This window comes from Actinoplanes sp. NPDC023714 (genome assembly GCF_040639855.1).
Taxonomy (GTDB): Bacteria; Actinomycetota; Actinomycetes; order Mycobacteriales; family Micromonosporaceae; genus Actinoplanes.
Genome location: NZ_JBFAAR010000002.1, coordinates 740,075 through 753,403, shown reverse-complemented (window position 1 = coordinate 753,403; position 13,329 = coordinate 740,075). Strand labels below are relative to the sequence as shown.

18 protein-coding genes are annotated in these 13,329 nt (G+C 71.3%); 9 read left to right on the top strand and 9 right to left on the bottom strand.

Annotation, left to right across the window (positions count from 1 at the left end; all coding sequences use genetic code 11):
- Nucleotides 1-102: 102 nt before the first annotated feature.
- Complete coding sequence (locus tag AB0G10_RS11470; RefSeq protein WP_360918826.1) at nucleotides 103-699, bottom strand: BON domain-containing protein; 597 nt, start codon at nucleotides 697-699, stop codon at nucleotides 103-105.
- Nucleotides 700-799: 100 nt separating this feature from the next.
- Here AB0G10_RS11470 and AB0G10_RS11465 point away from each other — a divergent pair, with 100 nt between their 5' ends.
- Nucleotides 800-982, top strand: coding sequence for an antitoxin (locus AB0G10_RS11465; protein ID WP_360920703.1), 183 nt, complete (start codon nucleotides 800-802; stop codon nucleotides 980-982).
- A 102-nt stretch (nucleotides 983-1,084) separates the two neighbouring features.
- Here AB0G10_RS11465 and AB0G10_RS11460 read toward each other — a convergent pair whose 3' ends face one another.
- The gene (locus tag AB0G10_RS11460; protein ID WP_360918824.1) at nucleotides 1,085-1,471 is read right to left on the bottom strand and encodes an STAS domain-containing protein; all 387 of its coding nucleotides are present in this window, start codon (nucleotides 1,469-1,471) and stop codon (nucleotides 1,085-1,087) included.
- Between the two features lie 289 nt (nucleotides 1,472-1,760).
- Between AB0G10_RS11460 and AB0G10_RS11455 the strand changes: the two genes are divergently transcribed.
- The 3 genes from AB0G10_RS11455 (at nucleotide 1,761) to AB0G10_RS11445 (ending at nucleotide 4,535) form a co-directional block, all read left to right on the top strand.
- Nucleotides 1,761-2,744, top strand: coding sequence for a phosphotransferase (locus tag AB0G10_RS11455; RefSeq protein WP_360918822.1), 984 nt, complete (start codon nucleotides 1,761-1,763; stop codon nucleotides 2,742-2,744).
- A gap of 12 nt (nucleotides 2,745-2,756) precedes the next feature.
- The gene (locus AB0G10_RS11450) at nucleotides 2,757-3,638 is read left to right on the top strand and encodes a hypothetical protein (RefSeq protein WP_360918820.1); all 882 of its coding nucleotides are present in this window, start codon (nucleotides 2,757-2,759) and stop codon (nucleotides 3,636-3,638) included.
- 174 nt (nucleotides 3,639-3,812) lie between these two features.
- Entirely contained in the window at nucleotides 3,813-4,535 is a 723-nt protein-coding gene (locus AB0G10_RS11445) for a LuxR C-terminal-related transcriptional regulator (protein ID WP_360918818.1), read from the top strand.
- 19 nt (nucleotides 4,536-4,554) lie between these two features.
- Here the strand turns inward: AB0G10_RS11445 and AB0G10_RS11440 are convergent, their stop codons facing one another.
- Both AB0G10_RS11440 and AB0G10_RS11435 read right to left on the bottom strand, forming a co-directional pair.
- Complete coding sequence (locus tag AB0G10_RS11440) at nucleotides 4,555-5,106, bottom strand: adenylate kinase (protein WP_360918816.1); 552 nt, start codon at nucleotides 5,104-5,106, stop codon at nucleotides 4,555-4,557.
- A gap of 195 nt (nucleotides 5,107-5,301) precedes the next feature.
- Nucleotides 5,302-6,180 carry an amidohydrolase family protein gene (locus tag AB0G10_RS11435; protein ID WP_360918814.1) on the bottom strand — a complete coding sequence of 293 codons (879 nt, stop codon included), beginning with the start codon at nucleotides 6,178-6,180 and terminating at the stop codon, nucleotides 5,302-5,304.
- Nucleotides 6,181-6,236: 56 nt separating this feature from the next.
- On the opposite strand from AB0G10_RS11435, the gene AB0G10_RS11430 reads away from it, so the two are divergent.
- The 3 genes from AB0G10_RS11430 to AB0G10_RS11420 all read left to right on the top strand — a co-directional run bounded on the left by AB0G10_RS11430 (nucleotide 6,237) and on the right by AB0G10_RS11420 (nucleotide 7,766).
- Nucleotides 6,237-6,767 carry a hypothetical protein gene (locus AB0G10_RS11430; RefSeq protein WP_360918812.1) on the top strand — a complete coding sequence of 177 codons (531 nt, stop codon included), beginning with the start codon at nucleotides 6,237-6,239 and terminating at the stop codon, nucleotides 6,765-6,767.
- A gap of 136 nt (nucleotides 6,768-6,903) precedes the next feature.
- A complete protein-coding gene (locus AB0G10_RS11425) occupies nucleotides 6,904-7,281 on the top strand; it encodes a hypothetical protein (RefSeq protein ID WP_360918810.1) in 378 nt (125 codons plus the stop codon).
- 59 nt (nucleotides 7,282-7,340) lie between these two features.
- Complete coding sequence (locus tag AB0G10_RS11420) at nucleotides 7,341-7,766, top strand: VOC family protein (RefSeq protein ID WP_360918808.1); 426 nt, start codon at nucleotides 7,341-7,343, stop codon at nucleotides 7,764-7,766.
- Between the two features lie 18 nt (nucleotides 7,767-7,784).
- Here the strand turns inward: AB0G10_RS11420 and AB0G10_RS11415 are convergent, their stop codons facing one another.
- From AB0G10_RS11415 to AB0G10_RS11405, 3 genes are all read right to left on the bottom strand, one after another.
- Nucleotides 7,785-9,005 carry a pectate lyase gene (locus AB0G10_RS11415; RefSeq protein ID WP_360918806.1) on the bottom strand — a complete coding sequence of 407 codons (1,221 nt, stop codon included), beginning with the start codon at nucleotides 9,003-9,005 and terminating at the stop codon, nucleotides 7,785-7,787.
- A gap of 160 nt (nucleotides 9,006-9,165) precedes the next feature.
- Complete coding sequence (locus AB0G10_RS11410; protein WP_360918804.1) at nucleotides 9,166-9,417, bottom strand: type B 50S ribosomal protein L31; 252 nt, start codon at nucleotides 9,415-9,417, stop codon at nucleotides 9,166-9,168.
- Between the two features lie 90 nt (nucleotides 9,418-9,507).
- Complete coding sequence (locus tag AB0G10_RS11405) at nucleotides 9,508-10,371, bottom strand: TIGR03620 family F420-dependent LLM class oxidoreductase (protein WP_360918803.1); 864 nt, start codon at nucleotides 10,369-10,371, stop codon at nucleotides 9,508-9,510.
- A gap of 149 nt (nucleotides 10,372-10,520) precedes the next feature.
- Between AB0G10_RS11405 and AB0G10_RS11400 the strand changes: the two genes are divergently transcribed.
- Nucleotides 10,521-10,982: a peptidoglycan-binding protein gene (locus AB0G10_RS11400; RefSeq protein ID WP_360918802.1), complete on the top strand. Its 462-nt coding sequence runs from the start codon at nucleotides 10,521-10,523 to the stop codon at nucleotides 10,980-10,982.
- A gap of 9 nt (nucleotides 10,983-10,991) precedes the next feature.
- Here the strand turns inward: AB0G10_RS11400 and AB0G10_RS11395 are convergent, their stop codons facing one another.
- Nucleotides 10,992-11,699, bottom strand: coding sequence for a hypothetical protein (locus AB0G10_RS11395; RefSeq protein ID WP_360918800.1), 708 nt, complete (start codon nucleotides 11,697-11,699; stop codon nucleotides 10,992-10,994).
- A gap of 196 nt (nucleotides 11,700-11,895) precedes the next feature.
- Nucleotides 11,896-12,624: a glucose 1-dehydrogenase gene (locus AB0G10_RS11390; RefSeq protein ID WP_360918799.1), complete on the bottom strand. Its 729-nt coding sequence runs from the start codon at nucleotides 12,622-12,624 to the stop codon at nucleotides 11,896-11,898.
- Here AB0G10_RS11390 and AB0G10_RS11385 point away from each other — a divergent pair.
- Nucleotides 12,602-13,000, top strand: coding sequence for a TetR-like C-terminal domain-containing protein (locus tag AB0G10_RS11385; protein WP_360918797.1), 399 nt, complete (start codon nucleotides 12,602-12,604; stop codon nucleotides 12,998-13,000). The genes AB0G10_RS11390 and AB0G10_RS11385 overlap by 23 nt on opposite strands.
- Nucleotides 13,001-13,329: the final 329 nt, after the last annotated feature.

The following is a 13,329-nucleotide window of genomic DNA, read 5'->3' as shown; positions in this document are numbered from 1 at the left end:
GGGCCCGGCGCGGAGTCGCTGCGCTCCCGCGCCGGGCGACCTGAGTGAGTGGTCGCGCCCTCCTCCTCTCAGTCCCCACACCACGAAGTCCCCGCCGGTGGGTCAGTCGCTTCTGGATGACAGGCGGCGGGCCAGATACCGCAGGGCCAGTGCGGTAGCCACGAACGGCACCACGATCAGCAACGCCGCCGCGCCGAGCTCGGGCAGGGCGACGACCCACAACACGACCGCGATGCAAGCGGTGATCGCCGCCCCCACCCGGAACGTCTGAGCCGGATCGGCACTCTCCGCCCCGGCCGCCTTTCCCGTCGCTTCGGCCGCGTTCCCGGTCGCCCCGGCCGCGTTCCCGGTCGCTTCGGCCGCGTTCCCGGGCGCTTCGGTGCCGCCCGGGGGATCGGGCTGCTCATCCCAGCGGGCGACGATCGCGTCGAACTCGTCGGGCAGCAGGCTCACGTCGGCCACCCGGGCGAGCTCCAGCCGGTTGCACACGTCCACCACGCCGGGGGTGGAGCGCGCCAGATCGGCCGCGGTGATCCGGGCGTACATCGAGCCGACCGTGCCGGCCAGGTCCACAACGCGGTTCTGCACGTTCACCGTGATCGTCTCGCCCAGCAGCCGTGGCTCCGCGTAGAGCCTGGTGGCCACCCGCCGGGTCAGCCGGGCGTCGGGACCGTCGTCGTCGGATGGTACGTGCAGCACCGCGCCAGCATCACCGGTTTTCGCGAAGATCGCTCCGCAACTCCATGACGCTTCCGTGACGACGCCGTTTGGGGTGGACCGTGCGGGGCACACCGAGACCATGAGTTTCCTGGACAAGGCGAAGGATTTCGCGGACGACCACGACAAGCAGGTCGACGAAGGTCTCGAGAAGGCCGGTGACCAGGCTGATCAGCGGACCGGTCAGAAGTACTCGGACCAGATCGACAAGGGTGTGGACACGGCGCAGCAGCGCACCGGCGCCGGCGACACGCAGCAGGACTAGAGAGCGGGCGGTCCGGAATGTCCGGCCCGCCCGCGTTTCGCGGTCATCAGTCCGGGCCGACCGCGTTTCGCGGTCATCAGTCCGGCTCAGGCCGACGAAAGCTCAACCGGCGTGGGACGGGCGACGGTGAGCGGCGCTCATGGCCTGCGGAACCGTCTCGTAGACGGCGAACGCCGTGTGCGCCCGCAACGCCCCGAGCATCGTGCGGAGGAACGGCGACGGACCGACGAGCAGCACGTCCCCGCCGCCACGGCGGGCCACGTTGCGTGTGCGGATGAGGGTTCCGAGACCCAGCGAGTCGATCGCCATGGCGGTGGTCAGGTCGACGATCACATACGGCCGGAGCACGACCGCCTCGTCGAGGACCGCCCGCAGCTCGTCGACGACCGCGAGGTCGACGCTTCCGTCCACCCGGACCACCGTCGCCACGTCGGCCACCGTGAGCCGTACGTCGGCCGGCACATCCGGTGCCCCGATCGGCGCTGCCATGCCCATCACCCCCGTCGATGTCGATGTCAGTTGATCCAGCATCCCCAACCGATGGGTCCGGCAATCCTCGAAGCGATGACGATCACATGACAGTTCGCCGATTCGCCGGACGGCCCGGCCGGGTAGTGGTCCCGCCATGACACGCATCGCGATCGTCACCGGCGGCGGCAGGGCGGCACCGTCCCGCTGATCCCGCCGGCCGAGGTGGTCGCGGTCGTGCTGGACCTGATCGAACGAGGTGACGGGGGAACCGTGGTGGAGCTGACCGGCACTTCAACAGTGGTCCACCATGGATGAGGCCGTGCGCGACGACGACTGGAACGACCCCGGCTGGCGTGCCGCCGCGGACGCCTGGACGACCGACCGGCTCGCCGCCCTGGGCACCCCGGTCATCGGCCCGATCGAGCGGTTCCGCGTACGCCCCTGGTCCGTCACCCACCGCGCGCCGACGACGGCCGGGCCACGGTGGTTCAAGGCGAACGTCACCGGCTGCCGCTACGAGGCCGCGCTCGCCGTGGCCCTCACCGGCATCGCCCCCGGCATGACCTTGGCGCCGCTGGCCACCGACACGGCCCGGGGCTGGCTGCTGACCGCCGACGCGGGCCCGACCCTGCGCGCGACGACGACCGCCGCGAACCGGATCGCCACCTGGACGCGGATGCTCACCGCCTACGCCGAGTTGCAGCGATCGACGGCGCCCCACGGGGCCGATCTCCTCGCCCTCGGCGTCCCCGACCAGCGGCCGCACACCCTCCCCGCGACCCTGGAAGCCCTGCTCGACGACCCGAGGATCCGGAAGGACGTCGACCCGGCCGTCCGCGACCTGATCCCGGAGTTCGGCGAGTGGTGCGCGGAGCTGGCCGCCGACGGCATCCCCGCCACGATCCAGCACGACGACCTGCACGACGACAACGTGTTCGACGCCCCGAGCCGAGCCGATCAAGGAGGAGGCCTGCGCTTCTTCGACTGGGGCGACGCCGGCGTCGCCCATCCGTTCGGCTCCCTCCTGGTGGCGCTCAACGTCATGCACGACACCTTCGGCGGTGCTCAGGATCTGCCCTACCTCCGCGACGCCTACCTGGAGCCGTGGACCGGCCTCGCCTCTCCCGCCACGCTCCGCCGCTCGGTCACCCTGGCCTGCCGGGTGGCCCGCGTCTCCCGGGCCGCCGCCTGGCGGAGAGCCCTGCGGCACGCGGCCGTCCCGGTGGACGATCAGTTCCGCGCCGCGCCGGCCGCCTGGCTGAACGAGCTACCCACCCCGACGACCGTGTGATCGGATGAACCCATGCGCGTAGTCGTCGAAGCCACCGCATCACTGCGGTTCAGCGACGGTTCTCCGGTCCGGGCCGCGTCGGCGATCGCGCCCTTCGGCGACGGCTGGCTCGTCGTCCAGGACGACACCACCCACGCGGCCTGGCTGCGCGGCGGCACGGCCACCCCGATCCGGGTAATCGATCCGGTGGAAGGGCTCGACGAGTTCACCGAGGCGGCCGGCACGAAACATCTCAAGCCGGACTTCGAGTCGGCCTGCGCTCTTCCGGACGGCGGTGTGCTGCTGCTCGGCTCGGGTTCGACGGCGGCGCGCATGCGGGCGTCGGTGGTGACGACCGGTGGTTTCACGGTCGCGGATCGCCGGCCGGTCTACCGATCGGTGGCCGCCACGCTCGGCATCCCCGAGTCGCAGCTGAACCTGGAGGGCGCCTGCCTCCGCGACGGCACCGTGCGCTGGTTCCAGCGCGGCAACACCGCCGCGGGCATCCCGTCCGCCAGCGCCGACGTTCCGCTGAGCGCCCTGCTCACGACCGATGAGAACCAGATCAAGAGCGACAACCCCCAGGTGTACGACCTGAGCACCGTCAACGGTGTGCCACCGGCGATCACCGACGCCGTTACCCTGCCCGACGGCCGAATCCTGGTCTCGGCCGCCGCCGAGGACACCCCCAACGCGATCGACGACGGCCCGGTGATCGCCTCGGCACTGGCCCTGCTGGACGACGCCCGGGTGCTGGCGGTCGCCGAGATCCCACCCGGCCCGGCCGGTCCGTGGAAGGTCGAGGGCCTGGCCGTGGCGGAGGAGTTCCCCGGCGGCGTCCGGCTGCCGGCGGTCGTGGACGCCGACGACCCGCTCACCCCGTCCGCATGGCTCACCCTGAAGGTGACGTTCTGACGCCCTCTTCACCGCCCCTAGGACGGCTGGGGCGTGAGGCCGGATCGGCCGGGGATCAGGGTTTCGTCCTAGATTCCTAGGACGCTTGACGGCCTATGGCGAGGGGCGTCCTGTACTTCCGGCCGGGCGATGGCCCATCCTGATCGCAGCGTCGTCGATCGGAGGGGGTTGTTCGTGCTGCGGCAGAACGACGGGGAGTTGCTGGCCCGGGCGGCCCGGAACCTCGCCCGGCAACCGGGGATTCCGCTCATCTTCGGCGGCGTGGGGACTGACGACGTGCCGGTCACGGTGAGCATCGGCGCGCAGACGTCGGCGCTGAGCTCGCTGGTGATCCGGCGGGAGCGAGGGCTGGGCGGCAAGGCGCTCGTCGAGAAGCGGCTGCTGGCGCTGCCGCGCTACGACCGGGCGCCGGGGATCACGCACGACTACGACGAGCCGGTGCTCGGCGAGGGGATCGTCGGCCTGGCGGTGGTGCCGCTGATGAGTGGCAGTCATGTGCGCGGGCTGCTCTACGCCGGCACCCGCGACGGCGAGGCGCTGACACCGGAGATCGTGTCGGCGCTGGCCGCGGAGGGGCAGGCCGCGTCGCTGGCGATCTCGGTGCGGGACTTCAGCGAGCGGCTGCGGGAGATCGCCGGCAGCACCGCGGACCCGGTCACCCGGCAGGAGTTGCTGCAGCTCATCGATCGTCCGCGGGCCACCGTCGCGGATCCTCTGACGCCCCGCCAGCGCGAGGTGATCGGGCTGGCGGAGATCGGGCTGCGGAATGCCGAGATCGGCGCCCGGCTGGGGCTCAGCGAGCAGACCGTGAAGACCTATATGAGAGCTTTGATGGTACGGCTGGGAGCCCGCTCCCGATCGGAAGCGGTCCACCGATACCGATCATTGCGGGGCTGAGAACCGAGGCTGAAACCGGCTAACCCCGCACGACCGACAGCGCGTCGTCGATGCGGCGGCCGATGTCGTCGAGGTCGCCGGAACCGTCCACGTCGTGTAGCAGGCCGCGCTCCCGGTAGGCCGCGAGGACCGGCTCGCTCTCCTTCGCGTAGATCGCCAGCCGCTGGCGGACCACGTCGGCCAGGTCGTCGCTGCGGCCGCGGCGCTCCAGCCGGTCCTGCAACTCGGCCTGCGCCACCACGAGGTTGACGACGACGAGCCCGGTCAGCAGGGTGTCCAGGAATTCGACCTGGGCGAGCGTACGGGGATAGCCGTCCAGGATGATCCGGCCGTCCGGGGCGTGCCGCTCGATGTGGTCGCGGACCATCGCGTTGGTCAGCTCATCCGGCACGTAATGGCCCGCGTCGATGAGTTTCCGCGCCGTTCGCCCGAGCTCGGTGCCGCGCGTGATGTGGTCGCGGAACAGGTCCCCGGTGGACAGGTGGGGCAGGTCGTGGCGGCGGGCCAGGTGCGTGGCCTGGGTGCCTTTGCCGGAACCGGGCGCGCCGGTGAGGATGAGGGCGATGTCCAACGGAGTACTCCAACGTATTCCGGCAGCGGGAATCAGAGTTTAGAAACGCCGCCGAAACGTGAATAGCTCCGAAAGTGGATAGTGGGGAAAAGTCACAGTCGCCCGGGAGGGATTCGAAGCGTCCGGCGCCAAGGCCTCGGATGACTCTCAGCACCGGTCCGCTGACTATGAGTACACCAGGTGGGTGCCGCGGGTTCATCCTCTTTTCGTGCCGGAGCCGGGGCGGAGGCCGAACAGCGTGGCCGCGTTGTCGTGACAGACCGCGCGCAGCCAGTCGTCGCCGAGGCCGAGCCGTTCCAGGGCTTCGAGCTGGTGGAGGTACGGGTACGGGATGTTGGGGAAGTCGGATCCGAGCAGGACACGGTCGCCGAGCGCGGCCAGCCGGGGCAGCTCGTGCCGGGGGAACGGCATGAACGCCTCGGTGAAGTCGGTGAACGCCATGGTCGTGTCGAGCCGCACCTCCGCGTACCGTTCGGCCAGGCCGAGGAAGTCGGAGAACTCCGGCATGCCCATGTGCGCGACGATGAGCCGCAGCCGGGGATGCCGCCGCAACACCTCGGCGATCGGCCCGGGGCCGGTGTGCGCGCCCGGCGCCGGCCCGGACCCGCAGTGGATCACCACCGGGATCCGGGCCTCGGCGAGCAGGCCCCACGCCGGGTCGAGCAGGTCGTCGGCCGGGTCGTAGCCGCCCACCTGCACGTGCGCCTTGAAGACGCGGGCGCCGGCGTCGACGGCTTTCCCCACGTACCCTTGAACCTGGTCCTCGGGAAAGAGCGTCGCGGTGTGCAGGCAATCCGGCGTGCGGGCGGCGAAATCCACGGCCCAGTCGTTGAGCCAGCGCGCCATGCCCGGCTTGTGCGGATACAGCATCGCCGTGAACGCCAGCACCCCGAATCCCCGCAGCGTGGCGGTCCGCTCCGCCTCGCCGTCGCGATAGGTGATCGGCCAGACGCCGGTCGCGTCGAAGTAGTCCCACACCTTGCGCAGCACGTTCTCCGGCATGAAGTGGGTGTGCACGTCGATCAGCCCGGGCAGCCCGAGCCCCGACCAGAACCGCCGGATCTCCTCGCTCATGGGAACAGCATGCCTCGATCCCGGCGCGCGTGGATCTCGCCGGTTAGCGTGGCGGGGTGGGTGTCGAGGAGAGCAGGGACGATCGCATCGTCGCGGAGTTCGGGGACGGGCACGACGTGGACGGGATCGCCGCCCGCTACGGGATCACGGTGGCGGAGGTCTATGCCGTGGTCGAGCGGGAGGTGGGGCCGTCGGTTCCCGCGCCGCCGGGGCCCTATCCGGTTCCGGGCCACTACCCGCCGCCCGCCTATGCCCCGCCCGCCCATTCCGCGCCGCCGTCCGCCTATGCCCCGCCCGGCTACGCCCCGCCCGGATATGCCGTGCCGCAGGCCTATCAGGCGCCGCAACCCGGCACGACGCTCGCCACCACCCTGACCGAGTGGACCGACTCCGACGGGGCGCAGTTCCTGCTCGGGCAGGCGATCGGCGTCTTCGGCGGCCGGCCGTTCGCCGAGGTGCGGCACGTCTTCTGGGCCGGGGACCCGCTCGGCCACGAACTGCGCGGGATGCTGCTCGCCCTGGTGCGGACCGGCGTGCTGGAGTGGCGCGGCCATCCCGCCGAGCAGTTCCGCTGGCGGCGGGGCTGAGCCGGGGTCGCGGCCGGCGGTCGCGCGTGCCACCATCCTCGGCGGCGGCGGCGGCGGCGGCGGCGGTCGCTCGTGCCCTCGTGATCGGGACGGCGCTCGCACGCACCGTCTTGATCGAGGCGGTTAGCGTGGCGGCGTGAGATCGCGGATCGGGTGGCGCCGCCTGCTGGTGGGCGCGTCGCTGACGGCAGGGGTGCTGGCCTGCTGCTGGGGAGGCTGGTTCCTGACGTTGCTGGTGACCGGCGGCGAGGGGGCGATGCCGCCCGAATCCCGGATCCCGGAGATCCCGGCCGGGGCGACCGTCGTGGAGCAGAGCAGGCAGTGCGGTTCTGGCGGGTGCTGGTGGCAGATCACCGTGGCGCCGGAGCCCGGCCGGTCGCCGGAGGAACTCGCGGCCGCCATGGGGATCGAGGAGGAGCGGACCGAGTCGCCCACGCTGACCGACCCGGCGTACGTGTCGATCGGCGGCACCGTGCGCGGCGGCAACCTCGTCGTCCACGTCGGCTACCGATGACGGCTCCTTGATGAGCATCGCGGCCGCTATCCGTCCGCCATGCCGGGCATCGTGGTGGCATGACTCTTGATCGCTCGGGTTCGCGCATCGACCACCTCAACATCGCGGTGCCCGACCTCGCCGCCGCGGTGTCCTTCTACGAGCCGGTGCTGTCCGCCATCGGGATCACGAAGATGCTCGAGATCCCGCCGGGCGCCACGCCGAACCAGCCGACCGCGATGACCGGGTTCGGGCTGGCCGGCGTGAAGCCGTACTTCTGGCTCATCGACGGCGGCGTCGTCGGCTCGAACATGCACCTGGCGTTCACGGTGGACAGCCGCGACGCCGTCGCCGTCTTCCACCGGGCCGCGCTCGCGGCCGGCGCCACCTCGCTGCTGGAGCCGGCGGTCCATCCCGAGTACCACGACGACTACTTCGGCGCGTTCGTGCTGGACCCGCACGGCATCAACCTCGAGGCGGTCTGCCACGGGGCGCCCACCGCGTGAGGCGGGCGCCCCTGCGGCCTACCGGTACGTGATGTCGCTCTTGTTGACCTTGCAGTTGGCGTCGTTCCAGCCCTCGCCGAGGTACTTGGGCTCGCTGCCCTTGGCGACGCCCTGGTACTTGCCGCAGACCGTGGCGCTCGAGCTGTTGGTCAGGGTGACCCGGGTGATGGTGGCCGTGTCGCCCCAGTTGCTGTTGATGCCGGCGACCATGTCGATGTCGTTGAGCAGCACGTTGTCGATCCGCACGTGGCGCTGGTACGAGTTCGTGCAGTTGCCGCAGCCGCGGTAGAGCTTGCCGGAACCGCTGAGGTAGAAGCCGGAGATGTTGACGGTGCCGTTGCCGTTGTGCTGGAACGTCTTGTCGCTGCCGGACCGCGCGCCGCCGCCGATGACGTAGCTGGTGCCGCCGCCGGTGCCCTTGAAGGTGGCGGCGTCCTCACCGATGTCGTTCCACCACACGTTGCGGATGGTGCAGGTGCCCTCGCAGTGCACGCCGTCGCCGGCCGGCGAGCCGATGATGACGTTCTGCAGGGTGCCGCCATTCGCGATCTTGAACATCGGGTCCTGGGACTCGCTCTGCGAGCCGTCGCCGATGCAGCAGTAGGTCTTCATGCCGCCGTCGAACGTGCCGGAGACGCTGACCGTGCCGGTGATCTTCACCGAGCCGGCCGACGACGGCCAGGCGCCGGTCGGGGTGCCGGTGCCGCCGGTCGGGGTCGGGCCGGCCGTGGGGCTGCTGGTCGGGCTCGACGTCGGGCTGCTCGTCGGGGTCGAGCCGCCGTTGTACGTCTCGAACTCGGCGATCCGCGGCGCCGCGGACGCGCCGGTGATCTCGAACGTCAGCTTCTTGAGCGAGGTCGCCGAGAACGCGATGGTGCTCGGGCTGCCGCTGCCGGTGGCCAGGACGCTGCCGCTGTCGGCGTTGAGCACCCGCCAGGCGCTGATCGAGCCACCGCCCGACGCCTGCTTGATGACGGCCGAGGAGACCGTCGTGGCGCTGCTCCACTTCACCGAGACGTAGCCGGTCGCACTGGCCGGTGACCAGTAGGTGCCGGTGTTGCCGTCCCGGACGTTGCCGTAGCTGGTGCCGCTGGCCTTGCTGGAGCCGTCGGCGCCGGCGCCGAGACTCAGGTTGTCCGCGGCCAGTGCCTGCGCCGACGGCAGGGCCACCGCGATCGCGGCGCTCGCGATCGCGGTCGCTGCCGCGGCCGTCCAGCGGAGGGCGACGGGTCTTCTCATCGATCTCTCACCTTCGTGTGGGGATGGCGGTAGCGCCTTCAAGCGGGGGGAAAGCGCTTTCCTGGCGAGAATAGAGACCCGTCTATGCGGTGGCAAGGTGTGCCGGAAAACGACACGGCCGCCTCCCCGCGAGGGGAAGCGGCCGTGGGCAGCGGATGCGCTACTTGCCGAACTTGGCGTACCGTGCCCGGAACTTCTCGATGCGCCCCGCGGTGTCGAGCACCCGGGTGCGCCCGGTCCAGAACGGGTGGCTGGCCGCCGAGATCTGGACGTCGACGACCGGGTACGTGTTCCCGTCCTCCCAGGCGATCGTCTTGTCGCTCGAGGCCGTCGAGCGGGTCAGGAACGCGTAGTCGGCGTTGCGGTCCCGGTAGACGACGGGCCGGTAGACGGGGTGGATGCCGTTCTTCATGACTGCCTCCCAAAGGAACATCCCGCACAACCGATCCGCCCGGGTCGATATTTCGGGTCCCGCTGTGGCCTGCGAGACACCCCGTGAAGGTCAGATCAGGGCCGCCGCCAGCTTGCGGAACGCCTCGGCCGGGAAGATCGGCTCACCGCCGGTGAGCACCTGCACCGCGACCTCGTCGGCGCCCGCCGCGAAGTGCGCATCCACGCCGGCCGCGACCCTCTCGGGCGAGCCCCACGGGATCAGCGCGTCGACGAGCCGGTCGCTGCCGCCGCCGGCCAGGTCCTCGTCGGTCCAGCCGAAGCGGCGCAGGTTGTTCACGTAGTTCGGCAGCGTCAGGTAGCCGGCCGTGTACTGCCGGGCGACGGCGCGTGCCCGCTGCTCGTCCGGCTCCAGGACCACCGCCACCTCGGGCGCCAGCAACCGGCCGGCGCCGAGGATGCCACGCGCCTCGGCGGTGTGCTCGGCGGTGGTGAAATACGGGTGGGCGCCGGCCGCGCGGTCCCGGGCCAGCTCCATCATCCGCGGGCCGAGCGCCGCCAGGATGCGGCTCTCCGGCCGCTGCCCGGCCGCGTCCAGGCCGTCGAGATAGGAGACCATCTTCGAGTACGGGCGGCGGTATGCGCTCGCGGTGGTCTTGTCGACCAGGACCGCGTGACTGGTGCCGAGGCCGAGCAGGAACCGTCCTGGATGGGCGTCATCGGTCTCGGCGGTGTAGGCCGCCACCTCGGCCGGCTCCGAGTGCCAGATGCTGAGGATGCCGGTGGCGACGCCGAGCCGGGTCGTGCCGTCGAGGACCTGACGGAAGCGCGCGGGGACGTGGTGTCCGAAACCGGCGGAGAACCACAGCCGGTGGAATCCGAGGTCCTCGAGTTCGGCGGCGGCGGCGATCACCGCGCCGTCGTCGTCGCCGCCGAGGAAGTAGGGCTGCCAGACGCTGACGAGTCGTTGTGCCATGGGTCCGAGGCTATAGCGGGATCTTCTCCGCGGGCGGCCGGCCTGGCCGCCGCCGGCCCTGCTGCTCGGCCTTCTGTCAGATCAAGGCTTGAGTGCTGTCCGCGACGTGCCGGAGTGTCGTCGGGGACTCGTTGGAAGGGGGAATCACCATGGCCGGCACTCTGAGCCCCTGGCCGCTCACCCGGCAGGGCGACAAGGGACATCCCGTCGTCACGCTGCAGTACCTGCTGCGGGCGCGCGGGCAGTCGATCGCCGCCGACGGCGACTTCGGGCCGAAGACCGACGCGGCGGTGCGGGCGTTCCAGAAGGCGCGGAAACTCGCCGTCGACGGCATCGTCGGACCGCAGACCTGGTCGGCGCTCATCGTGGAGGTGCGGCGCGGGTCGGAGGGCGACGCGGTGCGGGGCGTGCAGGAGGAGTTCCAGTTCCGCAACCTGTCCGGCGATCCGTCGCAGGCGCCGCAGGTGGACGGCATCTTCGGGCCGGAGACCGAGGCGGCGGTCCGCGGATTCCAGGAGGCCGTCCGCGCCGACGTGCCGAGCATGGCGGTGGACGGGATCGTCGGGCCGATGACCTGGCAGGCGCTGGTCAGCGGGATGTTGTCGTTCTGAGGCGTCGTTTCACCACCGGTGTGCCCGCAGCAGGGTCCAGACGATCTTGCCGTCGGGCACTCCGGTGACGCCCCAGCGCGTGCCGACCGCCTCGACGAAGCGCAGGCCGCGCCCGTCGCCGGCCGCCACGACCGTGTCCGGGCTGCCGTCGCGGACGGCGATCCGCAGATAGCGCCCGGTGTACGCGGTGATCGTCTCGAACTCGGTACGGGCGTGCACCACCGCGTTCGCCGCCAGCTCGGAGGCGACCAGCTGCGCGGTGTCCCGCAGATGCATCAGCCCCCACCGCGCACAGGCGTCGGCGGTCAGGGCGCGGGCGCCGGCCGCGCTCTCCACGACCGGCGGGAACCAGCCGGTGACCCAGCGGGGGACGTACGCGCGGACCGCCCGGACCGCGTTCGCCCGATGCTCGTAGAGGGCCACGCCGCCGCGGACCGCGTCGAAGTCGCTGCTGAGCCGCGGGCCGGCCTCGCAGAGCAGCACCGGCACGCCCCAGGTGCTCTGCGCCTCGTAGGTGATCGCCGGGAACACCTTGAGCACGCTCGCGTCGTCGTCGGACACCCGCGACAGGTCGACGAGGACGGCCGTGGGGCACTCGGTCACCGCCGTGGCGATCACCGACCGAGCCGTCTCCGCGCCGGACTGGGACAATTCGCCCGCCAGTGAGATCGTGGTGATCCCGGTGTCGGGGCATCGGTTCGTCGCCGTCTTGATCATGCTGGCCTCGCCGGGTGGAGGAATTCCCGGAGCACTTTCGTCCCAGCCAACGCCCCGATCCGGCGGGCCGCAACCCTTCCCGGACGGAGTGACACATCACTGCTCGATCCGGGTGAGACCCGGATGAGGTCACGGAGCAAGCCGCTCGGGCCGGCCGTGGCCGCGCTCTCCCGGAGAAGGGCGGCCACGGCGGGACTCAGCGGGCGATGTAGCCGCCGTCGACGAAGAGCTCGGCGCCGGTGATGAAACTGGCGTCGTCGCTCGCCAGGAAGACGATCGCCGCGGCGACCTCCTCCGGCTTGCCGACGCGGCCGAGGGGCGTGGTCGCGACGTAGGGCTCCTGGTCGGTGTCGCCCATCATCGGCGTCTCGATGAAGCCGGGGTGGATGCTGTTCACCCGGATGCCGAGCGGCGCCCACTCCACCGCGACGTTCTTCGTGAGCGTGCGGACCGCGCCCTTCGCGGCGTGGTAGGCCGGCGAGGTGCCGAAGCCGCCGGACGCCCCGAAGATCGAGCTGATGTTGACGACCGAGGCGGCCGGGGCGGCCTTGAGCAGCGGCGCGAACGCCTTCGTGCCGAGGAAGACGCTGGTCTGGGTGACCGCGACGACCTTCTCGTAGAGGGCGAGCGAGGTGTCCTCGAGGGTGTCGGCGTGGCCGAGGCCGGCGTTGTTCACGAGGATGTCGAGTCGTCCCCACCGCTGCTCCACCGTCTCCACCGCCGACGCCCACGCCTCCTCGGAGGTGACGTCGAGGTGCAGGAAGAGCGCCGTGCCGCCGTTCGCCTCGATCTCGGCCACCACCGCGGCGCCCGGGCCGTCCTGCACGTCGGCGACCACCACCGCCGCACCCTCGGCCGCGAGACGCAGCGCGGTCTGCCGGCCGATGCCACTCGCTCCGCCGGTGACGAGCGCGGTCGCGGTCATCACCGACGCGGTCCGGTCCCGCCTGGCGCCCGCCGGGATCCCCGACACCGGGTCACTCTCCCGGGATGCCGCCGCCCAGCTCGCGTCGATGCTCGGCACCCTCACGAAATACGGCGACGCCAGCGTCGTCGCCGGCGCGATGAGCTCGCGCGGCGAGGCGGGCGTGGCGGATCTCCGGGACATCCTGCACCCGTGGTTCGAGGGCATCGTGGCGATCCTCGAGCGAGGTGTCCGGAACGGTCAGGTGCCGGAGGGTTTCCCGGTCGTGGTGACGGCGCACGCGTGGATGGGTTATCTCGTCTACCGGGTGGTGTTCCTGCAGCAGGAGGTCACCGAGGACGACCTGGCCGTCCTGATCGGGCAGTCGATTCCCTAGAAGACGGTGTGCGGCTCGACCTCCCGCGGCTGGAGCTCTACGCGGTGGTGCCCGGGGGGTGGCGCTGCCGGCCGGCGAGGTGCGCGCAGGAGGATGCGACCTAGCCTCCTAGGAAGCCTAAAGTCGCGGTGATCTCCGGCTAGCGAATGTCGTGCGGGAACGGCCACGCCACCGTGCGCGCCGAACTCAAGGGTGCATCACCTGGTCGTCGCGCCGATCTTGAGAGTGGGGCGGTCCCGCGAGCGGAGCTTTGGTTGACCTGTCGCCGGGCAGAACCCGGCGTCCAGGCCGGCGTCGCGCAGCGGCCAGATCAGATCGGCGGCCGGCAC